This is a genomic window from Paraglaciecola mesophila, assembly GCF_009906955.1.
In the GTDB taxonomy this organism is placed as follows: domain Bacteria; phylum Pseudomonadota; class Gammaproteobacteria; order Enterobacterales; family Alteromonadaceae; genus Paraglaciecola; species Paraglaciecola mesophila_A.
Window position 1 is genome coordinate 3,498,319 of the sequence record NZ_CP047656.1, and the last position, 25,981, is coordinate 3,524,299.

Below are 25,981 nucleotides of genomic sequence, written 5' to 3' on the forward strand. Positions count from 1 at the left end.
GATAATAGCTTTAAAACATGAGCACTCAGTGACGAATATGCAATTGCAGTTCGGCCACAGCTATTTGTGAATTTTACCTACGGCAAAGTTACGTTATCACGAACCCGCTGAATCCAGCTACTTTCGCTTGCGTTCGCACGGTGGCGTGCTATTTGCTCACGTACTTTTTGCTCGTAGTCATGTGAAACATCACGATGAAATAAAGGTTATACCTGCTTATCGCGTAAAGCATGCTTTAACTTAAACGGTCATGGCTATTTTTTTAGGCCAGCAATAATTTTGACGTATCAACAATCATTACTTGACGAAACACCTGTGCTAGTACAGGTTGTTCTTGGAAAAAAGTAATCACAACGGAGCCTCTCGGTAAGCTTATGCATGATAATAATTGCTCTACACCTTCCATGGAAGACCCTGAACATATTTTGGAATTACGCCATCTAACCATAGATGATTATGCTGATGTTAAGGAGTTAATGGACATCGTCTATTCTCAGGTTGGCGGCGCTTGGCCTTTGAAAAACTTTCAGTCTCAACTGAATGTTTTTCCTGAAGGACAAATTTGTATCGAAGATAAAGGGAAAGTCGTAGCGGCCGCCATTTCGGTCATTATTGAATATGATAAGTTTGGTGACAAACATACATATGAGGACATTACTGGCGATGCCTACATGTCGACTCACGATCCAAAAGGCGATGTACTTTACGGAGTGGACCTATTTGTTTCACCCGAATATCGAGGCCTACGTTTAGGGCGTCGTTTATATGAAGCACGTAAAGAAGTGTGTCGTAATCTTAATTTGAAATCTATTGTGGCGGGGGGGCGGATCCCTAACTACACCAAATACGCCGCACAGATGTCACCCTATGAATATGTTGAGCTAGTTAAATCAAAAGACATTCACGATCCTATTCTAACGTTTCAGTTGTCTAATGGTTTTGAAGTTAAGCAATTGCTCAAAGCGTATTTCCCGGAAGACAAAGCTTCTCGTGGTTACGCTACGCTCTTGCAATGGCACAATATTTACTACGATCCTGAAGAGCCTGAGTTGTTGGGTAGTCAACGTAACTCTGCTCGAATCGGCTGTATTCAATGGCAAATGCGTTATTTTAATGACGTGCCTGAGTTACTTCAGCAAGTGGAGTACTTTGTTGATGCCTTGTCAGATTACAAATGTGACGTGGCCCTGTTTCCAGAATTTTTTAATGCACCGTTAATGGGTATCAAGCAAGCCGATACTTCTATCGATGCGATATGGAATTTAGCGACCTACACTGATGAAATTCTCACAGAAATTTCGCGTTTAGCGGTTTCATACAATATTAATGTGATCGCAGGTTCAGTACCTGTGATTGAGGAAAACGAATTATACAATGTGAGCTATTTTTGCCATCGAGATGGACGAGTTGAAAGCCAGTATAAATTGCATCCGACACCTCATGAAAAGAAAGATTGGATTATGCAGGGCGGGAATCAACTTCAAGCGTTTGACACTGATTTTGGAAAAGTAGGCATACTCATTTGCTACGATGTAGAGTTTCCTGAGCTGGGAAGAATCTTGGCGGAGCAAGACATTCAAATCTTGTTTGTACCGTTCTGGACAGATACCAAAAATGGCTACTTACGTGTTCGCCGTTGTTCACAGGCTAGAGCAATTGAGAATGAATGTTATGTTGCTATTGCGGGCAGTGTAGGCAACTTACCTAAAGTAGATAATGTGGATATTCAGTATGGACAAACAGCTGTCTTTTCACCTTCTGATTTTTCGTTTCCTCATGATGCCATCGTATCTGAGACGACACCAAACACAGAAATGACCTTAATCGTAGACTTAGATTTTGACAAGCTCAAGCAGTTGAAAAACGAAGGTTCAGTACGCAATTACTTAGATCGTCGCCGAGACCTTTATGAAGTAAAATGGAAAGGTCCGAAGTAAGTAAGCCTTTACTTTATATTGATTGCCAGCATAGAAGATAGAACTTCAATGCCGGCAATTTTCGGCTAGATTATCGAGCGTAAAAGGATAAATGACAGATTGGGTTAGTGCATGCTTACCGTCAATTTACTACCCTTCATATTGAAATACTTCTTCTAACGATTGACCAAAAACCTCAGCAATTTTAAAGGCGACTTCTAAAGTTGGTGAATACTTACTTTTTTCAATTGCCATGATCGTTTGTCGCGTGACACCGACCAGTTCAGCTAGCTCTTTTTGGGTCATTTCATCGGCAAAAAAACGTAGCTCGCGGATTTTATTTTTAATGGGAACATTGGCCACTTTAGGCACCTTTTCTGTAGAAAAAAACTTGGCTTGAAAAACGAGCCACTTCGGAAATAATAAAACTGAATAATAAAATGTGAGCACTTAAAAGCGGAAAAGTTGCGGCAAAATGTGCTTCAGCCATTTCAGGTAAAATCGCCCCTAATAATATATGTCCTAAAGTCACCATGACACCTAAAATCAGAATAGTGTACCCAATACTATTTGCTTTCATTTGATAGAACTTGTCTCTTTCGTCTTCAGCTTCTTGCGCATCTTGGGGCGAAAATATTGCTAAAACGATATGCAAAATCACCTCAACAAAGATGGTCATCAAAACGGCTTTTACGATTAATTTAGCCGCGATGTTGTTGGCCTCTTCTATGGGGAGTGCACCGAGCCCTTGAAGGCTTAAAAAATAATAACCAAAAATACATACAGTCGATATCAAGGATATCCATATACTCTTTTCTTTGAATGACATGATAAATAGCCCATTGATGAAATAGGCTGTCAGAATAAAGTGATAAAAACAAAAAGTAAAATATTTTTAACTTTAAGTGTTATTTTTAGGCTCTATTATCGTTAAGTGTTGAATAATTTCTTTTGTGGGGGAAAACGTGGAAATTACTTATTATTCCCACGCTATTTTGGAAAGCATTTTAAATATTATTCACATTGAAGTTTTGCTTGTTCAGCACACCTAGCTTTTGCTTCTTCTTCAGAACTTCCACCCATACAAAAATCTAAGCGTATTACCTTTTCTTCGGCTTGGTTTGGCTGGCCTGAAACATTTTCCCAGCGCCACTTTTTTATGACCTTTTTAGCTGGTTTGAAAATAACTTTCTTAGGAATAGACGAAACTAATTCTATATCTTGTGAATTACCGTCTTCATCTACGGTCAGCTTAAAGACTCCACAACCAGCTATACCTTTCATAGCTAGATCCATAGGGTATCTAGGAGTGACTTGTTTAGTTCTAACCCATGTGGCAGCAGACTTTTCTGGATCTAGGTGAGTAAGCTTAACGTCAGCATAGTTATTAGCTTGAGCTACAGCAGAAAACTGCAACCCTAATATTGAACTTAATATTGCGATTCTCTTTTTCATTTTTTCCTTCCTTAGTATTTTTATTATCAATATGTAAGTACACATTAATGTAACAAAATCGCCTTCATAATCAAATAAATATAAATCTAGGCAACGAGGCCATAAGCAAGATTTTCGTCAATTAAGTATGCAAGCCTTACCTCTTTGTACTTATCTTTCTTGCTATCCATCATTCTCATCCAACCTAAGTAGTTTGGGAGATATTCTGTACCAACACCATTAAACCTTCGCATCCAGCCCCGTAAACGGCTCATATAGCCATTTACGTTCTGGATATGAAATTGACCACCGATCACTCGCTCACCTTTACTGACTATAGTGCGATAATGCTGGATATTTTCTTCCTTGGCGAAAGAACGATAGGCGTGTGCGCCATCGCTACAGAGAATACTGTCGTGATTTACTATTGGTCTCATTGCATTATGAATTTCATCGCTTGAATGTTCTTCAAGTACGAAGTCTGTTAAACCACCGCTTCTATCTACTACGATCAATACAGGGATTTTATCATCAACAGTACGTCTATCGCCCATGCCACCTCGTTTTCTAGGCTTACGATCATATATCGTCTGGTTGCCTTTAAAACTCTCCATGAAAAACATTTCATCAGCTTCGATGATTCCCGCTACTTCTGATGGTTTGCGCTGTGCTGGAGCTTTGAGGAATCTGTGTCGCCATCGAAACGCTGTAGTCTCTGCAACTTCTAAGAGTTCAGCAACTCGTCTAATTGGCAAGCCATCTAACATGTACTCTAGGTTCTTTGCCCAGAGTTCACGCTTTCTCAATCGAGCTAGAGGTGTTTTAGTTAAAGCATTAAAAGTTTTTCCACATGAAGAGTTTTTACATTTGAAGCGTTGTAAGCCAGCAGCCATGCCCCATTTTCCAATTTCCTCATTACCACAGTGAGGGCAAATAACATCATCGCCTTTACATTCATTGATCAGGTTATCAGTATCACCACGTTTGAGGTCTTCAACAACGTGATGGTGTAGCAATCGTTTTTGGTTATGTGTTAGCTTAGATAACGATTCAATTATTAGTGTGAATTGATTTTTCTTCAATGTCCCGACCTCTCTAGCTTTGGGACAATTAATTATAGTACAAATTCACAGATCAACAACTAACGCAAATAGAGCGTATTTTTAATTCATTGTGTCTGTAATTTGTATCTTTTACTACTCTCCTATGTCTTCATTCCATAGTTTAGGTTTATCGCGGATAAAGTTATTCATCAAATCGATACATTCTTGGCTGTGAACTAGGTCAATGGTCACCCCTCTGGATTGCAATAAGGACTCCTCACCTTGGAAGGTTTGATTTTCACCAATAACCACCTTTGGAATACCATACAGAAGAATTGTGCCGCTACACATACTGCACGGTGACAATGTGGTGTAGAGGGTTGACGCTTTGTATACGCTGGCTGGCTGACGCCCTGCGTTTTCAAGGGCATCCATTTCACCATGTAAAATGGGGCTGCCACTTTGTACGCGTCTATTGTGACCGCGTCCGATAATCTCACCTTGATAAACAAGCACTGAGCCGATGGGTATGCCACCTTCGGCGAGCCCTTGTTTGGCTTCATCAATTGCGGCTTGCATAAATTTGTCCATACCATCCTCTTTTTTACTTAATAATACGTTATTAGCTTACAAATGAATTTGCCTTCCATGATAAATATGTTTGCATCTTCATGCAGTTTTACCTTACATGATATAGAAATATCTAGACACGCTTTACGACAAAGAATGTCCCTGGTGTGTGGTAATATTTATCTGAAACAAACTCGTGGCGTTTTGCTGCGCTAACAAGACTTTTCCCGTCAGACGTTAATAGGCATTTCACTTACCTTCTCGCTTGTGATCTAACTTTTCGATGAATCGTTTAAGAAAACTGTCACGGGGCGTCGTTATCATGATGTAAACATTAGGAGGATAGAATGACACTTTTAGTTGATACCCATTCTCACACCGTTGCTAGCACACACGCTTACAGCACAGTGCAGGAATATGTCGTACAGGCGAAGCTGAAAGGCATGCAAATGTTTTCACTCACTGAGCATGGCCCTACTATGCCAGACTCTCCTCATCCATGGCACTTTGGAAATCGCCATGTATTGCCTCGCTTTGTCGATGGGATCGCGATTTTACGCGCGATTGAAGCGAATATTATGCCGCCAAACGGCGGGCACGATATCCCTAATGGGCTTCATTCCTTTCTAGATTTCGCAATAGCGAGTTTTCATGAGCCTGTGTTTGCGCCGCAAAGTAAAGCACAGAATACGCAAGCGATGATCAAAACTATTGAGACAGGTGACATTCAAATTATTGGGCACCCAGGTAATCCTAACTTTCCAATTGATATTGCTGAAGTGATACGCGCCGCAAAAGACAATAATGTAGTGTTAGAGATCAACAATAGTTCTTTCAAAGGCTCTCGCTCTGGGAGTGCGGCTAATTGCAAACAGGTGCTGGAAATAACAGATCAGCTTGACTGGAGAGTGGTTTTTTCAAGTGATGCACATGTCGCCTTCGACATAGGTAATGACAAATCAAGTATGGCAAGTGCCGAAGAAGTGGGTTTTCCGATGGAACGTGTTGTAAATCGTAACGCCCATGAATTTGTCGCCTTTCTGGCTGAACATAACAAACCTGTTGCCGCCGAATTACAGCAATGGTTAACAACGCTTTAATGTCTAGGCGACAATGGTTACCAGTGAGCTAAGGCGTGACCTTAGCCACAGCATTTTTTATATTTTTGTCCGCTACCACACAGGCATGGTTCGTTCCGACTTGGAGTTTTAGCGAACGTTTGAGTGCCAGGCAGTTGCAATAAGGTATCAAGCTGAAGCGTGTTTTCTGGCAGATCTGGTTCAAGGCTAATATTAGCGTATAGATTATGTTCTTTAAGTATGGCGCGCACCTCGCTTTCTCTGTTCGAGGTCTGTACTTGGATTGTTAAGGGAGCGTTTTCGCTACCGAGTTTAGTTTTACGTTGAGTGTTATACCCAAAGCGTTGGTATTTTTCCCTTGGATCGATGCGGCCCTTAAAGAAAAACTTAGACATGATGCTTCCTACTAGCAAAAAATGGCCGCAGATTTTAGCAGGTCTTCCTCCAAGTCCCTATTTATTATTGCGTTGATACTTCGGTGATTTGTTTTACCTAAATTGTTGTATTTAATAAACGTATCAATAAGTATACCTGTGTATTTTGCTGGTTATTTCTTCGCCAAGCGTATTGCTGTTTAATCCGCGCCATCTGAGCAAGACTTTATTTAACCTTTGGAATACTCATGTTGAAAACGATTAAAATTGCCGCTGTTATGGCTATTAGTTACGTATCAGCTATATCTACTGCACAGGCTGATGTCGCTGAAGATTTGCAAAATATCTGCACTATTGTCAAAGCAGATGACAAAAGTGAACTTCGAAAAAAAATGAAGAAAGTAGAGAGTGATTATCGCTTGAAACTGCAAGATTACTATACGGGCATTAGTTGTGAAGGCGAAAGCTTGATAAGAATTGCATTTTTAAACAATGCGTTGGAAACGGGCGAGCTTATGATTAAAAAGATGCCAAAAAGTTTGCTAAACGCAGCAGAAAGCGATGGTAAAACGTTACGCGCATGGGTGTCAGAACATAAGTTAATGACATCACCTATCGCGAATGTATTGAACGAGCGAATTTAAGCACTAAATTTATTCTAGGACGGAGCAGTACTAATAGAAAAGCGGCTTTATAAGAGCCGCTTTTTTGTACCTAGTGTGCGATTCAGCTTTCGCTATTCACTTTCATTTGTCTCTTGGTCAGGGTCTTCATTTATACCTTGTTCGACCGCAGCCACAGGCTCCAGAAAAATTTGAACATATGAGGCGTAAATACTAACCAACATTACCGGCAAGACGATTAGAAAACCTAACCCAAGTGTAAACATGCCGAAAAGAAACATGGGCAGTAAAATTAAGCCGTACACGAAAAAAGGCAACGTATTTAAAAAGCAGGCTACAAAGCTCAGCCTCAAAGCTGCAAAAATAGATAGATCGTGGCGAATAATGAGGACCGGAGCAAACCATAAGGCCATCATTAACGGAATAAGCAATAGCGTTGCAATTAATACGGAGATCGCTAAATTATTCACATCGAAGTCCGCGGGCAATGCTTCCATGTTTTCACTTAACATGGCCATATACGTGTCACCTAGGGTTATCCACATAATTAAACCAGAGACCAGCATACTTACTACGCCTAGACCAACTAACTTAGGCAGGTTATGTTTAAATCCGGCAAACATATACTGACTGGTGAATGGCTTTTCCCGCTCAGATTCATAACACCCCAACATCAGGCCTGCGATAAACACATAATTGAGTAAGCCCCCTGCAAGTTGCCCAACGATAGGGATCACAGACATGAGAAGCGAGAAAACGAACCATATTAATATACAGGTCACCCAAGCACCCGGGTAGCGCTTAAAATGCAGCTTTCCTTCACGTAGCCATGAAATGACGTTTTTCGTTTTACATACCTTAGGGAAAACTAAACGGTACTCTGGGCCATTGTGCGATGGCGATGAATTGGGAGACGGCTGCATATACACTTTACTCATAGTGGTAATCGTTAAAAATCTGCACTCTATCCTGTCAAAGTGAATGTTCAAGAACAAGATGAAAAAGTGCCGTATGTTGTAACTCGGTGTTGCTAATGTCCCACATTTACAAAACCGTGAAACTGTAGCAAGAGTGAAACTCTCGAAATTTCAATGCATTACAGTCTGGCATGAAAATAGCTACATGGACAATACAATTCAACCTTATCCACCTCTATCGCTAGCATTCCCTTTGGGTCTCATACTTTAGTTAGGTTGGAGCATGGTAAAATACAGGAGACAAGCATGTATTTCTTCGTCATCATAGTGTGTGCTTTGACCACGCTGCTAACATTGCGAAAAATGACTATGTTAGAGGGAGTCGTACATGGTCTTGGTAAAATAATCTGTTACTTGGGTCTAATCGCTTTTATGGTAAGTACCTTAGTGAGAGTTATACTAAATCGCTTGAATATTCGAGCAGTGTAAATTTAAGGAACGAAAATGAAAAATACATTTACTAAAACAGCCGCGGTGATCTTTATTGCATCTTTATCTCTTGCTGCATGCAGCGAGAAGAAAGAGTCAACAACAGGCGAGAAATTAGATTCTGCAGTACAAACCAGTAAAGAGAAAATGGAATCTGCTAACGAAAAATCTAAAGAAGCATTTGAAGACGCAAAAGCTGAAGCGTCTGATGCTTACGCAGATGCTAAAGAAGAAGCAGCTGATGCTTATGACGATGCAAAAGAAGCGACCAAAGAAGCTTATGAAGATAGTAAAGAAAAAGCTTCTGAGTGGATGGAAAAAAGCAAAGACAAAGCGAATGAAATGAAAACTGATGCTGCAAACGCGATGGAAGACGCTTGCGAAGATGCTAAATCTCAAATGAACTCAGACGACACTGAGTGCTAATGAGACAAACCTTGTTTCGATAGCGTTATTTAGCAACAAAAAATGCCGCTTTTTAAAGCGGCATTTTTGTTCGATGATTTAAGAGAAAGAGTTAAGCCAGTTGATTAAACAGAGACTCTAAGCTTAGCCCTTTGTGACCCAACATATCTTTGAGTCTACGCAAGGCCTCAACTTGGATCTGGCGAACACGCTCTCGCGTTAAGCCAATTTCTACACCTACATCTTCAAGTGTCGATGGCTCATAGCCCAACAAACCAAAGCGTCTAGCGAGCACTTCACGTTGCTTAGGATTTAAATCTTCTAACCAACCGACTATGCTCAATTTTACATTTTTATCCTGTAAGTCTTCTTCAGGATCGTGACCATTGTCATCAGCAATAATGTCAAGTAATACATTGTCATTATCACTGCCGATAGGGGTATCAACAGATGTAATACGCTCATTTAAGCGCAGCATTTTTGTCACATCTGCAACAGGTTTTTGTACTGCTTCGGCGATTTCTTCTGCGGTAGGTTCATGATCTAACTTTTGCGCTAACTCGCGAGACGTACGTAGATAAACATTTAGCTCTTTCACCACATGAATGGGTAAGCGAATGGTGCGGGTTTGGTTCATTATCGCGCGTTCAATCGTTTGACGTATCCACCAAGTCGCATAAGTAGAAAAGCGAAATCCACGCTCAGGGTCGAATTTTTCGACGGCTCTGATAAGACCTAAATTTCCTTCTTCAACCAGGTCGAGTAGAGCTAACCCTCGGTTGTTGTAGCGTCTTGCTATTTTGACGACTAATCGCAGATTACTGACTATCATGCGCTGTCGGGAGGCTTCGTCGCCTTTGAGGGCTCTGCGTGAAAAATAGACTTCCTCTTCTGCTGAGAGCAGGGGAGAAAAGCCAATTTCACCGAGGTATAACTGGGTGGCATCGAGGTTCTTACTCGGGGCATCTTTGCTAGAGACGATATCTTTGAAAGTATCTTCAGACTCTTTCTCTGCTTTGACTAATTCTTTTTCAACGGCTTCTTCGATGTCGTCGACAAGATCTAATTCTATGGTAGCGCTGTTTTGATGACTCATGGGTGACTCCTTAGCTATAACTAATTCCTAGACTTCTCCTGTTTTCTTATAATTATTTATTGTTATTATCGTTTAGGCAGATAGCGTGAGGGGTCTACAGATTGGCCCTTGTAGCGCACTTCAAAATGAAGTTTTACTGTGTCGGAGCCGCTTTTTCCCATGGTCGCTATTTTTTGTCCTGCCCTAACCCACTGTTGTTCTTTAACCAGAATGCTATCGTTATGGGCGTAAGCGCTCAAAAATGAATCTGAATGCTTTACAATAACCAGCTTTCCATATCCACGCAGGGCATCCCCTGTGTAAACAACTTTGCCTGCAGCGGTTGCCAAAATTGGTGAACCTATGTTTCCGTTGAAATCTAAACCTTTGTTACCATGTTCTGTGTTAGCAAATCCACGTGAAACAGAGTGCTTAGTTGGCCATAGCCAAGCCGTTATTTTGTTCGGAAACTTACTGCTGGAAGAGGTAGTTACCTCTTTTTTAACAGTGGCGTTAGAACCACCATACGCCTGCTTTTTAGGGGGGTCAACTGCTTGATTTGATTTTAAATTTGAACTCAGACCAGTACGATTATTAGACTTTTTGACGATTGACCTTGATGGTTTTTTGAGCGTTAAGCGTTGGCCTGGGAAGATGTTATACGGAGGTGTAATATTATTTAAGTGTGCGATATCTTGGTAGTTTTGTCCACTCTTCCACGAAATTGAATAAAGCGTATCGCCTTTTTCGACAGTGTAGATTTGTGAGTGATAGGAGGACTTTTGCACATCACGAAAGGTTTTGCCTTGATAAAGCTCAGTGATAGGCGCAGGCGCTTTGCGACCTGAACAAGCCACTAAGCTGATGCATAGCATCAGAGTAAGCAAGGTAAGCGCTTTTCTTCTCATACCTTAGAAATGCCCCTGTAAATATTCAAGGTTAACAAGCTCACTCCCGAGGTGTTGAGCCTACCTTTTCGAGTAGTAACACTGCGCCTGCTCCCAAAAAGGTCAGTGTGATGGCGTACCATAAATAAGATGGTTGATTCGTGAGTAGTTCAAACGTGGCCGGTAGTATATTTTCTTGCACCAAGGGGATCGTTTTGCCGTGGCTGTTCACGGTCGATTCTAATGTTTGCTTCCATGGCCACACTTTATTTAATGACCCCAGCATAAAACCGCCTAGCAAGGCTAAGGTAAGCGTACGATGGGTACTGAACATCCAGTTTAATACCCGTGAAAAGCTCAATAAACCGAATACACAACCGACAGCAAACAAGGCTAATGTGGTGATTTCAAGGTTTTTAACAGCGGTTAAAATGGGGGCGTACATCCCTAATAGTAACAAGATGAAACTGCCTGATATACCAGGCAAAATCATCGCGCAAATGGCTAACATACCGGACAAGAATACAAACAGATTGGTCGCTTCAATAGCGCTCGGTGGGATCATGGTAATCAAATAAGCTGCAAGCGTGCCAAATAAAAAGAAGGCGCTAGTTTTGATATCCCATTTTTCTATATGCCGAACTAACGACCAAATAGCGGCCAAGATTAAACCAAAGAAAAATGACCATAACATGACCGGATAAACATCGAGCCAATATAAAACCAGTCTAGATACGCTGAAAATACTGAACATAATACCAAGCAATAAGGTCAGTAAAAATGCGCCATTGATGTGTTTCCATGCAGCTGTAATGCCTTGACGAAAAAGCACGGTTAGTGCTTCGGGGCCGCACTGCTTCAACGAGAAGATAAGTTCTTCATATATACCGGTAATAAACGCAATTGTACCTCCTGATACTCCAGGTACCGCATCAGCTGCGCCCATTAACATGCCCTTGGCAGCTAAAGCGAAGGTGTCTCGCCATGATCGTTTAGTTTGCATTATCTTTTTATTCAATCCCTGAGGTTATTCAGTTTTTTGAGCTGTTAGTTTAATTAAGCTTGTTACTTAACTGATAAAACATTAAATAATGTCACCAGCCACAAGCGGTACAAAGCGAACTGCTTCAATGATCTTTTCGTTAAATTCACCTCCTTCACGGGTAATACAATGAAGTTGTTGGCTTTGTTCGCCAACAGGAATAATTAATCGCCCACCATCATTGAGCTGTTCCACTAGCTTCGTGGGAACTTGGCTAGCGGCAGCGGTGACAATAATGGCATCAAATGGGCCTTTACTAGACCAGCCCTGCCAGCCGTCTCCATGCTTCATAGAGACATTGTGTAGATCCAATTGGTTCATTCTGCGCTTCGCTTGAAACTGCAAGCTCTTGATCCGTTCCACACTGAATACTTTTTCAAAAAGCTGAGCCAAAATTGCGGTTTGATACCCTGAACCCGTGCCAATTTCTAGCACCGCTTTGGGGGCATTACTTGATGCTAAAAGCAACTCAGTCATTTTGGCAACAATATATGGTTGCGATATGGTTTGCCCTTGGCCAATAGGTAAAGCGGTATTTTGATACGCTTTATGGCGCAATGCATCAGGCAAAAACAATTCTCTGGGCGTGCATGCCACAGCCTTTAGCACTGATGTGTTTACTATGCCTTCTTGTTTTAATAGCTGGGCTAGGCTTTCCCCTTTGCGTGAAGAAACTCTCATGTAACTGTTTATCCAACGTGTGTGTTGTTAATGCCAAATGGTGAACAGTAATAACGTTTTACCGAGCACGCTATTCTGCTTCTAATCATTATATTTTTGTAATCCATTGTCGCACATCTTCCATAGATTGATGAGCGGTCATATCAACTGATAAAGGCGTAACTGAACAGTAGCCTTCACTTATTGCATTAAAGTCGGTCCCTGGCCCTGCATCTTGCTCTTCGCCAACAGGGCCATACCAATAAATGGTTTTTCCTCTTGGATCGGTATCCTTAATCATTGTTTTCGCACGGTGCCTTCTGCCTTGTCGTGTCACTTTTATCCCTTTGATCTCGTCAAAGGGTAAATCAGGCACATTAACGTTCAAGATTTGGTCGGCGGCTAATGGATGCGCTTGTAGATGCGTTACAATACGACGAACATATTTGGCAGCGCTGATAAAGTTATCACTTGTATGCGCACAGAGCGATACTGCAATAGCAGGTAAGCCCATGTATCTGCCTTCGGTTGCAGCTGCAACCGTGCCTGAATAAATCACGTCGTCACCCAAGTTCGCACCGTGGTTAATGCCAGAAATAACAAGCTCAGGGTCTTGCTGCAAAAAGCTATTAACGCCTACGTGTACACAGTCAGAAGGGGTGCCATTGACTGCGAAGAATCCGCTTTGCATTTGCTCCATACGCAGTGGCTGCTGAAGCGACAAAGCGTTACTCGCACCGCTGCAATTTCGATCTGGTGCGATGACCGTTAATTCATGGTCTTCTTTAAGTTCGTTATATAGCTCGGCTAGCCCTTGAGCGAAAACACCATCATCATTGCTTAATAGAATTCTCATTCGTTGTTACCTGTATCGATTGATTCAATATGCAAGATCTCCCGCAAAATAGACGTAGCAAAAGTACCCGAGGGTAAATCGAAGGAAATACGCAGGTTATTCTGCTGCCAAGTCCAAGTGAGATTGCTTGGATACAAAACAATTGGACGTCGTTCTTGTTCTAAACCTAAATCTGCTAAGGTTTTACTGACTTTGGGGTGCTTGCTAATCACACTTTTCTCAAGCGCTAACGCTGTACCTGTGGATGCAAGCTCTCCCTTACCCCATAACGGTCCCGATATATAGATGTCTCGGTCGGCTAACCGCTGCTTGATACTCTCGTCGATGTGCTCGCTAACAAAGTAACTAGCATTGCCTGCTAGTGACATCACATCACCTTGCAGTGGCTGATTGAAATAACCAGCGGCAATGCGCTCGCTGACTACTTCGTTAAACAACCATGAGCGCAGGGCAGAAATTGCCATTGAACGTTTATTGCGGTTACGAATGGCTTCACCTTCGAGCATTTTTTCTGCTAGCACCAAATTACTGCCTTTGGGATCATAACGGCTGTCGCCAAAGCGTTGAGGGCCGTAATAATTTGGAACGCCGCTAATATTCACTTGTTCGATGCGCTTTTCCAGTGCATCTGTCTCTATGACATCACGCAGTAGAATAGTGAATTTATTGCCTTTCAACACTCCCGTTCGCAACTTCTTATTGTGGCGGATGGCTTTTAAGACTGTTGCACCGGGTACGTCAAGTTTCGTCCAATCATACTCAGCTTTACCGGGTTTATGCACGCCAAACCACTGCTCACTGACGGAGTGTTTGTCTTTGCGGCCTGCATAGGTAACTGCGCGTAATGGCAGCTGTGCAAACTTAGCGATCTGTTCTGCTAGGTAGGCAGTATTTAAGCCTTCTTTTCGTACCCACAAATATATATGCTCGCCCTCACCAAGGGGAGCATAGCCGAGTATTTCTTGGACGATGAAATCGTCGGGTTGCTGTTTGAATATGCCCTTAGCTTCGGGTTCGCTATGTAGATAGTGCCATTGGTTAATCTGCATTAAATCTAAACCGTTTTAACCTGTTCCAGTAACACTACGGCGTAACAGGCAATACCCTCTTTACGGCCGGCAAAGCCTAATTTTTCAGTCGTTGTGGCTTTAACATTCACTTGACTTAGTTTGGCGCTGACATCTTGACTGATGTTTTCACACATCGTTTGAATATGCGGTGACATTTTAGGGGCTTGCGCCACTATGGTTAAATCCAAATTGCCAATTTGGTAACCCTGTTTTTGAACGAGCGTCATGACGTGACGTAGTAGTTCGCGACTATCTGCACCTTTAAACTGTGCGTCTGTATCAGGGAAATGTTTGCCTATATCGCCAAGAGCGAGTGCGCCTAACAAGGCATCGCATAATGCGTGCAAAGCAACATCGCCGTCAGAGTGGGCTAATAAGCCTTGCTCGTGTTCGATTTTTACACCGCAAATAGTAATCGGACCGCTATCGCCAAATTTGTGTACGTCGTACCCTTGGCCTATACGTATGTTCATAAGACTACCTTGTGTTGTAAATAAAATTCGGCCAACTGTAAGTCCTCTGGTTGGGTGACTTTAATATTACTGCTTCGCCCTTCAACTAGATGCACTTTACCGTCAGCCCACTCTATCGCGGATGCTTCATCGGTAATTTGCACTTTTTGTTTAAGCGCATTCGTTAAGGCACTGCGCAACAATTGTAAGGGGAAAAACTGAGGGGTTAATGCGTGCCATAAGTTATCACGACATTCTGTGTGTAATATTACTTGTGATGAGCTAGCACGTTTCATCGTGTCACGTGCGCGGCAGGCGAGTATGGCTCCGTGGGGGGAATGGGTGGCTATCGCTAACAGTTTGCTTAGGTCATCATGGGCTAAGCAGGGACGGGCGGCATCATGCACTAACACCCAATCTTCATCGTCTATGCTATCAAGCCCTGCTAATACTGAGTTTGCACGTTCACTGCCGCCATGTACGCGCTTCACCCAAGGCTGGTTGGCAAGGGGTAAATGGGTGAAGTACTCGTCTTCGGGGCTTAGGGCGACAATCACTTGTTTGATCTGCGGATGGGCGTATAGGTTGTTTAGAGTGTGTTCTAAAATCGTTTTCCCAGCGATGGTCAAATACTGTTTGGGTCTATCGGCTTGCATGCGCTGACCTATCCCAGCGGCGGGCACAACTACGGTATATTGGGGAGGAGATTGCATGGTTAATTATTCTTCGCTTGGGAGTATTCGGTAGAACGTCTCACCTTGTTTGATTAAGCCTAATTCGTTTCTTGCTCGTTCTTCTACGGCTTCAAGGCCAATTTTAAGATCTTTTATATCAGCTTTTAGCAAGTTGTTGCGTTGCAGTAACCCAGCGTTCTGTTTAGCTTGTTCGGCCACTGATTTTTCCATCGCAACATATTCAGGAATACTGTTTTTACCAAACCATAATCGATATTGTAGTGCAGCCAACAGGACGAAAAGGAGTATAGGGACTACTTTCATTTTTGTCGGCTCCTGTTATGGGTGAGAAGTGTGATTTAATCGTCAATTGGCAGGTATTATGCCGAGGTTTTTTCATCGCGGCTAGTGCTTGCTCGCCGCAGTGAATAGATGACAAGCGAAAAGGTCAGCTAATCGTGCTGACCTTACTTGAGGAGACATAAAACACCTATATGGCTAGTTAAATAACTTACCTTTGAGTTTATCTTTTAACTTGTCAGTTAATTCGTCTTTTTTGCTATCAACGACGCTGTTTAATTTGCTATCAAGCAAGCTCTGTATGCTACTTAAATCGCCATCTGCGACCTTTTCCCAATCAAGCCACTGGTCCATTTCTGTATCCGTTGCCCCTAAAGGTCCTTCAATTTTAGCGTTTAGCTTCTGTTTCAGTTCACCTAATTTACTGCTTTGTTCGCCGGTTAAATTGTTCAGCATTACTGCGGTCAATTGTTTGTCTAAATCAGAACTTACGCTCAGATCTAAATCACCTAATGTGCCACCAATATCTGAATTAATGGTCAAATTGCTTAGCGCAGCTAACGTTTCAGCAATGACTTGCGTCAAATTGTTACTCCCTGTCGCGGCTAGGTCTAGCTGACTGAGAGCAGCGTTGCCCGTACCTGAAATCACATTTTTATTAATGCTGGCTTTACCTGAACTCGACAATAAACCCTTGAGTAACGTGGAAGATAATTTTTCTTGTTCTAATAATGAAATATCAGATAAGGCTAAACCACGTAAATTCCAATCTTGATTGGCTTTTACGCCTGTATCATTTAAATAAAAATCGCCGTTTAGTTGCAGTGACTGCCATAGTGAGCTGGTACTTGAATCCACTTTGAAAGTCGTAGGGCGTCCAATTTTATCGTGCTGATTGGTGATGTCGCGCCAAACACTGAGCACACTTTCACTGCGCCATGTAACGGATATATCAGCTTTTCGTACTAAAAAATCAGGTAGTGCTGCTGTGTCATCAAACGCAATCCAGCGGCCATTGTAGGCTTCTTCTTCTGCCTGTTCTTCCTTACTTTTCGCTAACATGGGAGCGGCTAAATCGTAGGCACTTAGTACGTAATGGCTGAATTCACCGGCTTTTTCACCAAACACCATAGTGGTGACATCTTGAATTGCTCCTTGATCGCCGGCAATCACCGCCTGCAGTTGAGCATAATCTTCACCTGGGGCGGCCTTTAGTTCGGCTAAACGTGGCGCCATATCAGCTTTTGCTTCACTGGCGGCGTCTTTAAAGGCGGTAAGTTTAGTTTTGTCCGCTTTAATTTCTTCGCGCAACGCGTCAAATTCTTCTTTGGCTTTTGCCAGTTCAAGGGGATTTTTGTAATCCGTGTTGGTAATGGCTTCAACCCGTTTCTTGTATTTCTCCAAGGCATCTTTGCTAGGGAGTTGCTCATACCTTTCTTTTAATATTTCGCTGTGCCTTTGATATGCAGCTCGGGTTTCTTCAACTGCTCTGGTAGTTTTTAGCGGTGATTTTTCCAGTATGTCGTCGACGCTAGGTAAGTTTTTAGGATCGAAGGCTTCCTGCAATTCTTCTTTGATTGCGGCTTTAGCTGTACGGTAAACCGCCCCTTCCGATTCTCTTGGCTGGGCAAATTGCACACCACTGATGGTTAAATCATTGATGATTACTTTGCGCAACAGCAATGGGGCTAGTTCGATCTTAGCAATGACTTCATCGGCTTGTGCTTGGTTTTGTGTTGGCCTAGCCGGATCGGTTAATTGGATACCCGTAAAGGTGATGCCAAGAGGAGAGAAGGTATGGTTTACTTCAGCAATATTGACCTCTGCCCCCGTGGTGGACTCTAGGGTGTTAACTGCTGCGAGCTTTATCCAAAAATCCAAAAATACGATGATAATGGCAGCAATAAGACCGGTCACAACGAAGAAAGCAATAAGCCCTGGCCAACGTATCAATTTCTGCATGCTACTCTCCTAACGTCTGATAAATTTGATAGATGCGGCTTCCTTTGAGGAACTGCACTAACTTTAATTTGTTCACCCACTGCATAAAGCGCACGCGGTATTGTACGACGAGTACTTTACTGATGACTAAAATAAAGGGCGCTAGTATCAAGCTAAAGAGTAAGCTACCTAAGGTAAGGGTATGGTAAAACTGAGTGAGTTGACCAAACGTGGAGTTGTATAACCCTGTCCACATGGCGTTTAAATCAGTCGAGACGAGCAAAGATTCACCGATGCCTGACATGAAGGGATTTAACAGTAATGTTAGCCCTGAGAACAATGCATAAGCGAGCAAGAAGGTACTAAGGTTGACTCTTAAGAAAAGCACAATGAATAGAATAACCAGACTGTGTAAACCCAAAAATGGGGTAAGCCCCATGATCATCCCTAACATCACGCCAAAAGCCAACTGCCAAGGGCTGTCGTCCGAGTTCAATGCCTTTAGTAATTTTGCTAAAAGTTGCATAGATAAGTCCTTGTATTAGTAACGTTATTTTTACGACTCAGTTGCGGCCAACTAGTTCATCTATCGCGATATAGCTGCCCAATGAAAAAAGCAGCCCGCCGCTTAATCGATTTTGCCAAACTTCAAATGCTGTATGACGGTTAAGCCATAATCCTAATTTACCCGCAAGCATTGCCACACACAGATCACACACAAGGGCGATGAGTGCGTAAATACCACCCAAAATCATAAACTGTAGGATCACGGACCCCCCATCTTGCTCAATAAATTGTGGTAAAAAAGCGATAAAAAACAATGCTGATTTAGGATTTGTTAGCTCAACTAATATACTTTGCATAAAAATACGCGGAATCGACATGACTGTCACTCTAGGCTTGCCTTCTTCGCTGGAATTGTGACGAAATAAATATAACCAGCCTAGGTAAAGCAGATATGCCGCACCGGCTAGCTTTAACAGCATAAAAGCCAAAGGAAAGTAAATAAAGATGGCGGCTAAGCCGAACGCTGTAGCCAGCACGTAAACTAAAGAGCCTACCGCCATTCCGCCTGCGGCGGCGATCCCTGCTTTGTGCCCTTGGCTAATGCTTCTCGCCATGATGTACAAATTAGAAGGACCGGGAGATAAGCTGAGTAGCAAAGCAGCAAGCGAAAAAGACAGCAATATATCCATGGAGGGCACACTCATTTCCTTACAGTAATATTGAGCTTGATATAACGCAAAAAAGCCGCCATCTGGCGGCTTCAGTCGATAGGGGAAACCTTACATCCAGGTGTCACTTTTACGACGTTTTTTCGGTAGATAAGCGATGATCACCCCTAAGATCAAACTGATGAGGGCAACGATACCACCGCGCGTAAACCACTGCATTTTCGCTGTTTGATCGGCAGCATCCAGTTTCTGACTGAAATCTGCATTTTGCTCTTCTAATGTTTTGAGTTGCTTAGTCAAGGTGTTGTTTTGGGCCTGTAACTCAGAAAATTGTTGGCGTAAATTGTCGTTTTCGCCTTGTTGCGCATTGTTACTGCGAGTGGCATCAGCAAGCTGCTGTTGCAAGCCAGGTACTAACTCTCGTAAGCTTTTTTCCGGACTGACAAATTCACCATCTACCCAGCCAGTGCGATCTTTATCGTCTATGATTTCAACATAGTTACTGTCACTGTCAGTTTGCAAAACTTTGACTTCTGTTCCTGCCACCACTGAGCCAAGAATACGGTAGTTTCTGCCAGGCCCTGAATGCAAGAAGGTGAATAAATCATCTGAAATATACTGAGTTTCCCCCTGAGATTGTTGGGCATTTGCCTGTGAAAGAGGCGACAAAATTAAGGCGCAGGTAATACTGATTAAAAATCGCTTTAGCATAATAAATAGTTAGTCTCTGAATGTCTGGCTCGATCTTATGGCCTTGCTATATGAAAGGCAAGAGGCGAACCGGATTAGTCTATTACCTAGACCTTTGCGTTGTGCTGCACAAAGGGGAAAGGTAAGGTACTTTTTTAAAAAATTAAATGACAGTCACTATGGACATAGAAATTGAATTAAAGTTGCTTGCAACACCCAGCGCACAACAAGATATTTTAACTTGGTTAAAGCAAACCACTTTAAATTACAGGGTTTTTGCGGGGAAGCAACTACGAAATGACTACTTTGAGACACCACAGCGTACATTGCGCAAACACGATATTGGTCTGCGGATTAGAGGGCATAATGGTGAGTTTGAACAAACCGTAAAAACAAAAGGTCGTGTCATTGCGGGTATGCATCAGCGGCCAGAATATAACGTGCCGCTACCAACGCCAGATTTAAAATTAGACCTTTTTGAGCGTGAAATATGGCCGCAGAGTATTAATGTTACTGAGCTTGAAAGTCAGTTGTACACGATGTTTTCAACGGATTTTTTGCGCCATACCTACCTGATAACATGGGATAACACTACTCAGATAGAATTGGTTTTTGACATAGGTAAGATTACTGCAAATGGCAGACACGTTGATATTTGTGAAATCGAACTAGAGCTAAAAAGTGGTGAGCCGCGTCAACTTTTCGAGCTGGCTATGCAACTTGTTAATATCACTCCTTTGCGTTTCGGCTTGCGGTCCAAAGCGGCGAGAGGTTATCAATTGGCGGATAATCGCACTGATGAGCATTATGAACCCCCAGCGCACTTTACTGTTTTGCCTGATAAACCTGTGATTGAAAATGCCGTTTTCGCACTAGAGCAAGCATTATCAGTATGGCAACAAGGGGAGGCTGCGTTTTATCAAAGCCAGAACATAGATGACTGGCGTACTATGCGAGCAGGTATCTCTTTGGTACAAGAGATAATTGCTCTTTTTCAAACGTCATTTGCTTCATGCGCATCGAATGAGGCGGGCGAAGCTTCTAGAGCACCAAATGTGTTAGCGCTTCAGAAGAAACTAAACACCTTGCTCATGCACTATCAACAAACAGACAGCCTATTAGCTGCGCAGTATATGCAGGCTCATCATTTCCTTGAACAAAATGATGTGCCCCACCATGCAATTGTGAACCTTCAATTAAAAGAGTTCATAGAAAACCGTAACCTACTGACTATGCTCAATGATGTAGTCGCAAACTCTGAAAATATGCGCGTTCAGTTGTCGATAGGCGCTTTTTGTATGGATGTGGCGAAAAAGCAAGGGGAACGAACGGGACAAATGGCTACGCATGACAGCAAGCAGCCAACGCCTAGGGAGTTACAGCAATTTATATCTGATATGCATCTGAGCAATGAAGGAAATGCATCGCCCCCGCGTAATAGAATTGCTGCATGCAAGGTCCTATGGGGGGAGGTAAATTTGGCTGGGGCGTTAAATAATGACATTAACCCTTGGTCTGTACTTCGTCGTGAGGACAAAATAACGATGCGTAATGCGTTGAAAAATCTACTTGAAGAGCAAGTATTGACGTTAGAGGTAAATATTGAAAAAGCGCTGCTGGCATGGTGCGCTAATAATTAATCGATTTAAGTAATCGATTTTTAGAACTTTAACCTTTTAAGTTAACTGGCATGCTAACGTCTATACCCAGATTATCTGCGATTAAATGAAAACGGTGATATCAATCTAGGTCACTAGTGCGCTAGGCAACTAGTACGTCCAATAGCAATGTGGAGATAAAATGAAAGCGTCAGATTTATTTGTTAAAGCCCTCGAGGCAGAAGGTGTTGAATATATTTTTGGTATTCCTGGTGAAGAAAACCTAGATCTACTGGAATCTTTGCGCGACTCAGACATTAAATTAATTTTGACTCGTCATGAGCAAGGTGCGGGTTTTATGGCGGCTACGTATGGTCGATTAACGGGTAAAGTGGGCGTGTGTTTGTCTACCTTAGGCCCAGGCGCTACTAACTTAGTAACACCCGGTGCATACGCACAGTTAGGCGCCATGCCCATGTTGATGATAACAGGGCAAAAGCCGGTTAAAACAAGTAAGCAAGGGCGCTTTCAGGTGATTGATGTTGTCGACATGATGCGCTCAATTACCAAATACACCACGCAAGTCGTCAGTGGTGATCGCATTCCATCTGTGGTGCGCGAAGCATTTCGTCTTGCTCATGAAGAGCGCCCCGGAGCCACGCATATTGAGCTGCCTGAAGATATTGCCGCCGAGGCTACTCAAGCCCAATTGCTTAAACCGAGCATTTCACGTCGCCCTATTGCGGAATACAAAGCGATTAATAAGGCCATTGAGATGATCGAAGCCGCGCGCTCGCCACTGTTGTTAATAGGTGCAGGGGCAAACCGGAAACTCACGTCAAAAATGCTCAAAGAATTCGTTGAAAAAACCGGTATTCCTTATGTCACCACGCAGATGGGGAAAGGCGTATTAGATGAGTCCCATGAGTTATTTATGGGGAACACAGCGCTGTCTTCTGGTGACTTTGTACACCGTGTTATCGATAGCTCAGACTTGATTATTAACGTGGGTCATGACGTGGTAGAAAAGCCACCGTTTTTCATGAAACACGGTGGACGCGAAGTTATCCATATCAATTTTGAGCCTGCAGCGGTTGACCCTGTTTATTTCCCACAATTAGAAGTGGTGGGTGATATTGCCAATAGTATTTGGCAAATTAAAGAGCAAATTCAACAACAAAGTGACTGGGAGTTTGGCTTCTTTAAAAAGGTCCACCAAGCCTACCTTGATCACAAAGCAGAAAGTGAAAATGATGACCGCTTCCCAGTTTTACCTGAACGGTTTGTCAAAGATATTCGCGAGGCCATGCCACGTGACGGGATTGTCACGCTAGATAACGGCGTTTATAAAATTTGGTTCGCACGCAATTACCCCGCCGCTTTGACTAATACGTTGCTGCTAGACAACGCGTTAGCAACCATGGGCGCAGGCTTGCCATCAGCTATGGCGGCGAAAATGGTTCATCCTGACAAGCCAGTACTCACAGTATGCGGTGATGGCGGCTTTATGATGAACAGTCAAGAGTTAGAAACGGCCGTGCGGTTGAATTTACACATAGTCGTCATCATCCTAAGAGATGATGCTTATGGCATGATCAAGTGGAAGCAGGCCAACATGCAGTTTGCTAACTACGGTTTGGATTATGGCAACCCTGACTTTGTAAAATACGCAGAAAGCTACGGTGCAAAAGGTTGGAGAGTAGAAGCGGCAGAAGAGATTTTGCCACTGGTGAAATCTTGTTTGTCCGAACCTGGCGTTCATGTCATTGATGTGCCAGTTGATTATAGCCTTAATGATCAAACGTTGAACGAAACACTTCGTGAACGCAGTCAACAGTTATAAGGAGGACAGTATGTTAGCTAAAGAATATCCCTATTACCTTGCCAGCAAAGCAGTGTATGCCAATCGTGATTTAGAAATCACCAACAAATACACGGGAGAGGTGGCAACCTATGCAGCGTTAGCAGACGCCGAGGTGATTGACCAAGCGATTGATGCCGCTGAAAAAGCACAACCTCTGCTGAACAAAATGGCTCCTTATGAGCGCCAGGCAATTTTGAATCATTGCGTGAAGCGCTTTGAAGAACGGTTTGATGAACTTGCCCATGCCTTATGCATAGAAGCCGGTAAGCCGATTAAAGACGCACGAGGCGAAGTCACTCGGCTAATTGATACCTTCAGAATCGCCGCAGAAGAGTCGGTGCGTATGAAAGGCGAAGTGCTCAATTTAGAAATTACGCCTAGAGCTAAAGGTTACCAAGGCCAATATAAACACGTTCCGATTGGTCCATGTTCGTTTATTTCTCCGTTTAATTTCCCCTTGAACTTGGCAGCCCATAAAATTGCTCCTGCGCTTGCCGTCGGTTGCGCGTTTGTGATGAAACCGGCTAGTCGTACGCCACTTGGCGCGATCATTATCGGCGAAATATTAGCTGAAACCGATTTACCAGAAGGCGCGTTTTCTATCTTGCCTTGTAGTCGTGATGGTGCTGATTTATTTACTACTGACGAACGCTTCAAATTACTTAGCTTCACAGGCTCTCCCCAAGTGGGATGGGATTTGAAAGCCAAAGCCGGTAAGAAACCAGTCATACTAGAATTAGGCGGTAATGCTGCCTGTGTCGTAGACGAAGATACTGACCTTGATGATGCTATCGAACGTATTATATTTGGTGCGTATTATCAATCAGGCCAAAGTTGTATCAGTGTTCAGCGCATTTTGGTTCACGAAAAACTGTATAGCGAATTCAAACAGCGTTACACAGAAAAAGTGGCCAATTTGGTGCACGGTGATCCTCTTGATGAAGATACCTTTATTGGTCCAATGATCTCTGAATCGGAGGCCAAGCGCTTAGATGATTGGATCCAAGAAGCGGTCAAAGGCGGGGCGACCTTGTTGGCAGGCGGCAAACGTGATGGCGCTATGTTACAAGCGACTTTGCTCGAAGGTGTTGCCCATGATGCAACCGTGAACGCAGAAGAGGCCTTTGGTCCGGTATCTATCATCAGTTCGTTCAGTGATTTTGATGAAGCATTGAAAGAAGTGAACAACAGCCAATTTGGTTTGCAGGCTGGGATTTTCACTCGCGATATCTATAAAGCCCATAAAGCATGGGATGAATTAGATGTCGGCGGTGTGGTCATTGGCGATGTGCCGAGCTGGCGTGTAGATAACATGCCATACGGCGGTGTGAAAGAATCTGGCTTAGGCCGCGAGGGCATCACTTACGCCATGGATGACATGACTGAAATACGCTTAATGGTGCTAAGAACACCGCAATAAGCTCAGTCCATTGTTATATAGATTAAGGCGTCAATAGACGCCTTTTTCGTGTCTGTAGGCCGTTATAGCCCTGAGGTTTTATGAGAAATAGTCACTCAATATTTTGCGCGTAAACTCTTTGCGTAAATAAAAACCTCGAGGGCGGGTTTGAATAATTTGGCCGTTTTTACCTATGGCATCGGTCAAAGCACTGCCATTGGCAGCTTTTGGGCGAAGTTGCATAAACTCACCGTGTCGCGCAGTGACTTTTTCGATATCGCCCATAGCGATCATATCCATTATTTCTTCCCAATCTTGACGCAAGTAAGCTTCTTGCTCACCTCGCAAAGACCATAAAAACGGTGTGCCAATACAGCGTTCAGCAGGCGGGATGTCGCGCCTTCCGTCAATAGGTACCCACAACACTTTGTTTAATTTGTTGCGCACACTGCTAGTGGCCCACTGAATACCGGCTATGTGAGTTAAGTGAGCGTAACAAACATAAGTGGTTTCAAGAGGATTACCGCTTGCATCAATGGGAATGGTTTTGAGTTCAACGCCTATATTGGCAAAATCTTGCTGCGCTTTTGACCCTGCTTGTGCGCCTAAGGCTAATTCCAGTAATTGTCCGCTCCAGCCTTTTTCACGTTTAAAATCGTCTGGTACACGTATATTTTCGATTTGCGCTAGCTCGCCAAGTGTTAGCCCCGCCAATAACGAAGCACGCTCTAGCAACTCTTCGACGCTATTAGGGGCAGGCTTCATCGTCGTATTTTTTATATTTGATGAATTAGTTACCATGATTTTCCTTTGCAAGCGCCATGCAGCCTGTGGCGATAAAATATTGCGCCGCATAATAGCTGCTCATCACGAGGATGCTTTGAAATGGCAAGGGAGTAATAAAAGCATTGATGGCTAATAAACTGTCTGAAGTCACAAATAAAATAGCGCCAACCCTGAGGGTATATGTTGGTGTTCTCGCTACAAATGCACTGAAAAACATCAAACTGATAACGATAAAATACGCCAACACAGGAGCGAGTAGTGCCCCCACTGAGGGCACCAACAATAGCAGCATGCTGACGACATAAACAAAAAAGAAGCCAATGGTGAGTGGCGTCAAGCGTGTTACGTCATGCCATTGATATAAAAAACAGGCGTAAAGCACGTGAGCTAAAGCAAATGCACTAAGACCAAGGATGAAACTGTGCTCGATAGGTAAAGCTAACAGCATGTCGCCGCAGGCGCTAGATAAAATGGCGCCCAATAGCATCCATTTAGCGGGTAACGAGCGGCGTGTTAAGACAGTGACAGCCAGTAGTAAAATGGGCGACGCCTTTAGTAAAAAGCCCCACGAATAAGGCGTATACAGGGTTGTTAAGACGTACCCCAGGGCAAGTAGCCCGTAAATTATTGTGATTATTCTATGCATAGTCAGTAGTTTATGG

The 25,981-nt window shown here is 43.1% G+C and carries 29 protein-coding genes; 7 read left to right on the top strand and 22 right to left on the bottom strand.

The window, feature by feature from the left end; translation table 11 throughout:
* Positions 1-374: 374 nt before the first annotated feature.
* The gene (locus FX988_RS15025) at positions 375-1,937 is read left to right on the top strand and encodes a bifunctional GNAT family N-acetyltransferase/carbon-nitrogen hydrolase family protein (protein WP_160180954.1); all 1,563 of its coding nucleotides are present in this window, start codon (positions 375-377) and stop codon (positions 1,935-1,937) included.
* A gap of 129 nt (positions 1,938-2,066) precedes the next feature.
* Here the strand turns inward: FX988_RS15025 and FX988_RS15030 are convergent, their stop codons facing one another.
* The 5 genes from FX988_RS15030 to FX988_RS15050 all read right to left on the bottom strand — a co-directional run bounded on the left by FX988_RS15030 (position 2,067) and on the right by FX988_RS15050 (position 4,984).
* Positions 2,067-2,279, bottom strand: coding sequence for a helix-turn-helix transcriptional regulator (locus tag FX988_RS15030; RefSeq protein WP_006992993.1), 213 nt, complete (start codon positions 2,277-2,279; stop codon positions 2,067-2,069).
* Between the two features lies 1 nt (position 2,280).
* A complete protein-coding gene (locus FX988_RS15035) occupies positions 2,281-2,745 on the bottom strand; it encodes a hypothetical protein (RefSeq protein ID WP_160180955.1) in 465 nt (154 codons plus the stop codon).
* Between the two features lie 185 nt (positions 2,746-2,930).
* Entirely contained in the window at positions 2,931-3,371 is a 441-nt protein-coding gene (locus FX988_RS15040) for an energy transducer TonB (RefSeq protein WP_064662731.1), read from the bottom strand.
* A gap of 86 nt (positions 3,372-3,457) precedes the next feature.
* Positions 3,458-4,432 (bottom strand): IS1595-like element ISPesp2 family transposase, encoded by a 975-nt coding sequence (locus tag FX988_RS15045; protein WP_042153779.1) that lies wholly within the window; start codon positions 4,430-4,432, stop codon positions 3,458-3,460.
* Positions 4,433-4,546: 114 nt separating this feature from the next.
* Positions 4,547-4,984: a nucleoside deaminase gene (locus FX988_RS15050; RefSeq protein WP_160180956.1), complete on the bottom strand. Its 438-nt coding sequence runs from the start codon at positions 4,982-4,984 to the stop codon at positions 4,547-4,549.
* A gap of 326 nt (positions 4,985-5,310) precedes the next feature.
* On the opposite strand from FX988_RS15050, the gene FX988_RS15055 reads away from it, so the two are divergent.
* The gene (locus FX988_RS15055) at positions 5,311-6,063 is read left to right on the top strand and encodes a phosphatase (RefSeq protein WP_160180957.1); all 753 of its coding nucleotides are present in this window, start codon (positions 5,311-5,313) and stop codon (positions 6,061-6,063) included.
* 41 nt (positions 6,064-6,104) lie between these two features.
* Here the strand turns inward: FX988_RS15055 and FX988_RS15060 are convergent, their stop codons facing one another.
* Positions 6,105-6,437 (bottom strand): PBPRA1643 family SWIM/SEC-C metal-binding motif protein, encoded by a 333-nt coding sequence (locus FX988_RS15060; protein ID WP_160180958.1) that lies wholly within the window; start codon positions 6,435-6,437, stop codon positions 6,105-6,107.
* Positions 6,438-6,664: 227 nt separating this feature from the next.
* Between FX988_RS15060 and FX988_RS15065 the strand changes: the two genes are divergently transcribed.
* The gene (locus FX988_RS15065) at positions 6,665-7,060 is read left to right on the top strand and encodes a DUF3718 domain-containing protein (protein WP_160180959.1); all 396 of its coding nucleotides are present in this window, start codon (positions 6,665-6,667) and stop codon (positions 7,058-7,060) included.
* Positions 7,061-7,152: 92 nt separating this feature from the next.
* On the opposite strand, the gene FX988_RS15070 is transcribed toward FX988_RS15065, so the two are convergent.
* A complete protein-coding gene (locus FX988_RS15070) occupies positions 7,153-7,977 on the bottom strand; it encodes a BPSS1780 family membrane protein (RefSeq protein WP_254700627.1) in 825 nt (274 codons plus the stop codon).
* 483 nt (positions 7,978-8,460) lie between these two features.
* Between FX988_RS15070 and FX988_RS15075 the strand changes: the two genes are divergently transcribed.
* Positions 8,461-8,871 (top strand): hypothetical protein, encoded by a 411-nt coding sequence (locus FX988_RS15075; RefSeq protein WP_160180960.1) that lies wholly within the window; start codon positions 8,461-8,463, stop codon positions 8,869-8,871.
* Between the two features lie 91 nt (positions 8,872-8,962).
* Here FX988_RS15075 and rpoS read toward each other — a convergent pair whose 3' ends face one another.
* The 13 genes from rpoS to FX988_RS15140 all read right to left on the bottom strand — a co-directional run bounded on the left by rpoS (position 8,963) and on the right by FX988_RS15140 (position 19,693).
* Positions 8,963-9,946: an RNA polymerase sigma factor RpoS gene (gene rpoS / locus FX988_RS15080; protein ID WP_160180961.1), complete on the bottom strand. Its 984-nt coding sequence runs from the start codon at positions 9,944-9,946 to the stop codon at positions 8,963-8,965.
* Between the two features lie 65 nt (positions 9,947-10,011).
* Entirely contained in the window at positions 10,012-10,833 is an 822-nt protein-coding gene (locus FX988_RS15085; protein WP_160180962.1) for a peptidoglycan DD-metalloendopeptidase family protein, read from the bottom strand.
* Positions 10,834-10,873: 40 nt separating this feature from the next.
* Positions 10,874-11,815 carry a DUF368 domain-containing protein gene (locus FX988_RS15090; protein WP_302849959.1) on the bottom strand — a complete coding sequence of 314 codons (942 nt, stop codon included), beginning with the start codon at positions 11,813-11,815 and terminating at the stop codon, positions 10,874-10,876.
* Between the two features lie 81 nt (positions 11,816-11,896).
* Positions 11,897-12,535, bottom strand: coding sequence for a protein-L-isoaspartate(D-aspartate) O-methyltransferase (locus tag FX988_RS15095; protein ID WP_160180963.1), 639 nt, complete (start codon positions 12,533-12,535; stop codon positions 11,897-11,899).
* A gap of 88 nt (positions 12,536-12,623) precedes the next feature.
* A complete protein-coding gene (surE, locus tag FX988_RS15100; RefSeq protein WP_007985343.1) occupies positions 12,624-13,370 on the bottom strand; it encodes a 5'/3'-nucleotidase SurE in 747 nt (248 codons plus the stop codon).
* Complete coding sequence (gene truD, locus FX988_RS15105; RefSeq protein ID WP_160180964.1) at positions 13,367-14,419, bottom strand: tRNA pseudouridine(13) synthase TruD; 1,053 nt, start codon at positions 14,417-14,419, stop codon at positions 13,367-13,369. The genes surE and truD overlap by 4 nt, the downstream gene beginning before the upstream one ends.
* Positions 14,420-14,424: 5 nt before the next feature.
* Positions 14,425-14,913 (bottom strand): 2-C-methyl-D-erythritol 2,4-cyclodiphosphate synthase, encoded by a 489-nt coding sequence (gene ispF, locus FX988_RS15110; protein WP_160180965.1) that lies wholly within the window; start codon positions 14,911-14,913, stop codon positions 14,425-14,427.
* Positions 14,910-15,605 carry a 2-C-methyl-D-erythritol 4-phosphate cytidylyltransferase gene (gene ispD / locus FX988_RS15115; RefSeq protein WP_160180966.1) on the bottom strand — a complete coding sequence of 232 codons (696 nt, stop codon included), beginning with the start codon at positions 15,603-15,605 and terminating at the stop codon, positions 14,910-14,912. The genes ispF and ispD overlap by 4 nt, the downstream gene beginning before the upstream one ends.
* A gap of 6 nt (positions 15,606-15,611) precedes the next feature.
* Complete coding sequence (gene ftsB / locus FX988_RS15120) at positions 15,612-15,890, bottom strand: cell division protein FtsB (RefSeq protein ID WP_007985339.1); 279 nt, start codon at positions 15,888-15,890, stop codon at positions 15,612-15,614.
* Between the two features lie 174 nt (positions 15,891-16,064).
* Positions 16,065-17,828, bottom strand: a complete 1,764-nt coding sequence (locus FX988_RS15125; protein WP_160180967.1) for a TIGR03545 family protein — start codon at positions 17,826-17,828, stop codon at positions 16,065-16,067.
* A 1-nt stretch (position 17,829) separates the two neighbouring features.
* On the bottom strand, positions 17,830-18,333 hold the full coding sequence (locus FX988_RS15130; RefSeq protein WP_160180968.1) for a TIGR03546 family protein: 504 nt from the start codon (positions 18,331-18,333) through the stop codon (positions 17,830-17,832).
* Positions 18,334-18,370: 37 nt separating this feature from the next.
* A complete protein-coding gene (locus tag FX988_RS15135; protein WP_160180969.1) occupies positions 18,371-19,012 on the bottom strand; it encodes a LysE family translocator in 642 nt (213 codons plus the stop codon).
* Between the two features lie 81 nt (positions 19,013-19,093).
* Complete coding sequence (locus FX988_RS15140) at positions 19,094-19,693, bottom strand: TIGR04211 family SH3 domain-containing protein (protein ID WP_160180970.1); 600 nt, start codon at positions 19,691-19,693, stop codon at positions 19,094-19,096.
* Between the two features lie 158 nt (positions 19,694-19,851).
* On the opposite strand from FX988_RS15140, the gene FX988_RS15145 reads away from it, so the two are divergent.
* The 3 genes from FX988_RS15145 to FX988_RS15155 all read left to right on the top strand — a co-directional run bounded on the left by FX988_RS15145 (position 19,852) and on the right by FX988_RS15155 (position 24,554).
* Complete coding sequence (locus tag FX988_RS15145) at positions 19,852-21,312, top strand: inorganic triphosphatase (protein ID WP_160180971.1); 1,461 nt, start codon at positions 19,852-19,854, stop codon at positions 21,310-21,312.
* Positions 21,313-21,472: 160 nt separating this feature from the next.
* A complete protein-coding gene (locus FX988_RS15150; protein ID WP_160180972.1) occupies positions 21,473-23,113 on the top strand; it encodes an acetolactate synthase large subunit in 1,641 nt (546 codons plus the stop codon).
* Between the two features lie 10 nt (positions 23,114-23,123).
* Positions 23,124-24,554: an aldehyde dehydrogenase family protein gene (locus tag FX988_RS15155; protein WP_160180973.1), complete on the top strand. Its 1,431-nt coding sequence runs from the start codon at positions 23,124-23,126 to the stop codon at positions 24,552-24,554.
* 78 nt (positions 24,555-24,632) lie between these two features.
* Here the strand turns inward: FX988_RS15155 and mutH are convergent, their stop codons facing one another.
* Together mutH and FX988_RS15165 are read right to left on the bottom strand one after the other, a co-directional pair.
* Complete coding sequence (gene mutH / locus FX988_RS15160; protein ID WP_160180974.1) at positions 24,633-25,334, bottom strand: DNA mismatch repair endonuclease MutH; 702 nt, start codon at positions 25,332-25,334, stop codon at positions 24,633-24,635.
* Positions 25,324-25,965, bottom strand: a complete 642-nt coding sequence (locus FX988_RS15165) for a lysoplasmalogenase (protein WP_160180975.1) — start codon at positions 25,963-25,965, stop codon at positions 25,324-25,326. Before FX988_RS15165 ends, mutH begins: the two co-directional genes overlap by 11 nt.
* Positions 25,966-25,981: the final 16 nt, after the last annotated feature.

Coding starts and splice junctions, on each gene's coding strand:
- FX988_RS15025 (WP_160180954.1), top strand. CDS start 375: ATGCATGATAATAATTGCTCTACACCTTCCATGGAAGACCCTGAACAT.
- FX988_RS15035 (WP_160180955.1), bottom strand. CDS start 2,745: ATGTCATTCAAAGAAAAGAGTATATGGATATCCTTGATATCGACTGTA.
- FX988_RS15040 (WP_064662731.1), bottom strand. CDS start 3,371: ATGAAAAAGAGAATCGCAATATTAAGTTCAATATTAGGGTTGCAGTTT.
- FX988_RS15050 (WP_160180956.1), bottom strand. CDS start 4,984: ATGGACAAATTTATGCAAGCCGCAATTGATGAAGCCAAACAAGGGCTC.
- FX988_RS15055 (WP_160180957.1), top strand. CDS start 5,311: ATGACACTTTTAGTTGATACCCATTCTCACACCGTTGCTAGCACACAC.
- FX988_RS15060 (WP_160180958.1), bottom strand. CDS start 6,437: ATGTCTAAGTTTTTCTTTAAGGGCCGCATCGATCCAAGGGAAAAATAC.
- FX988_RS15065 (WP_160180959.1), top strand. CDS start 6,665: ATGTTGAAAACGATTAAAATTGCCGCTGTTATGGCTATTAGTTACGTA.
- FX988_RS15070 (WP_254700627.1), bottom strand. CDS start 7,977: ATGAGTAAAGTGTATATGCAGCCGTCTCCCAATTCATCGCCATCGCAC.
- FX988_RS15075 (WP_160180960.1), top strand. CDS start 8,461: ATGAAAAATACATTTACTAAAACAGCCGCGGTGATCTTTATTGCATCT.
- rpoS (WP_160180961.1), bottom strand. CDS start 9,946: ATGAGTCATCAAAACAGCGCTACCATAGAATTAGATCTTGTCGACGAC.
- FX988_RS15085 (WP_160180962.1), bottom strand. CDS start 10,833: ATGAGAAGAAAAGCGCTTACCTTGCTTACTCTGATGCTATGCATCAGC.
- FX988_RS15090 (WP_302849959.1), bottom strand. CDS start 11,815: ATGCAAACTAAACGATCATGGCGAGACACCTTCGCTTTAGCTGCCAAG.
- FX988_RS15095 (WP_160180963.1), bottom strand. CDS start 12,535: ATGAGAGTTTCTTCACGCAAAGGGGAAAGCCTAGCCCAGCTATTAAAA.
- surE (WP_007985343.1), bottom strand. CDS start 13,370: ATGAGAATTCTATTAAGCAATGATGATGGTGTTTTCGCTCAAGGGCTA.
- truD (WP_160180964.1), bottom strand. CDS start 14,419: ATGCAGATTAACCAATGGCACTATCTACATAGCGAACCCGAAGCTAAG.
- ispF (WP_160180965.1), bottom strand. CDS start 14,913: ATGAACATACGTATAGGCCAAGGGTACGACGTACACAAATTTGGCGAT.
- ispD (WP_160180966.1), bottom strand. CDS start 15,605: ATGCAATCTCCTCCCCAATATACCGTAGTTGTGCCCGCCGCTGGGATA.
- ftsB (WP_007985339.1), bottom strand. CDS start 15,890: ATGAAAGTAGTCCCTATACTCCTTTTCGTCCTGTTGGCTGCACTACAA.
- FX988_RS15125 (WP_160180967.1), bottom strand. CDS start 17,828: ATGCAGAAATTGATACGTTGGCCAGGGCTTATTGCTTTCTTCGTTGTG.
- FX988_RS15130 (WP_160180968.1), bottom strand. CDS start 18,333: ATGCAACTTTTAGCAAAATTACTAAAGGCATTGAACTCGGACGACAGC.
- FX988_RS15140 (WP_160180970.1), bottom strand. CDS start 19,693: ATGCTAAAGCGATTTTTAATCAGTATTACCTGCGCCTTAATTTTGTCG.
- FX988_RS15145 (WP_160180971.1), top strand. CDS start 19,852: ATGGACATAGAAATTGAATTAAAGTTGCTTGCAACACCCAGCGCACAA.
- FX988_RS15150 (WP_160180972.1), top strand. CDS start 21,473: ATGAAAGCGTCAGATTTATTTGTTAAAGCCCTCGAGGCAGAAGGTGTT.
- FX988_RS15155 (WP_160180973.1), top strand. CDS start 23,124: ATGTTAGCTAAAGAATATCCCTATTACCTTGCCAGCAAAGCAGTGTAT.
- mutH (WP_160180974.1), bottom strand. CDS start 25,334: ATGGTAACTAATTCATCAAATATAAAAAATACGACGATGAAGCCTGCC.
- FX988_RS15165 (WP_160180975.1), bottom strand. CDS start 25,965: ATGCATAGAATAATCACAATAATTTACGGGCTACTTGCCCTGGGGTAC.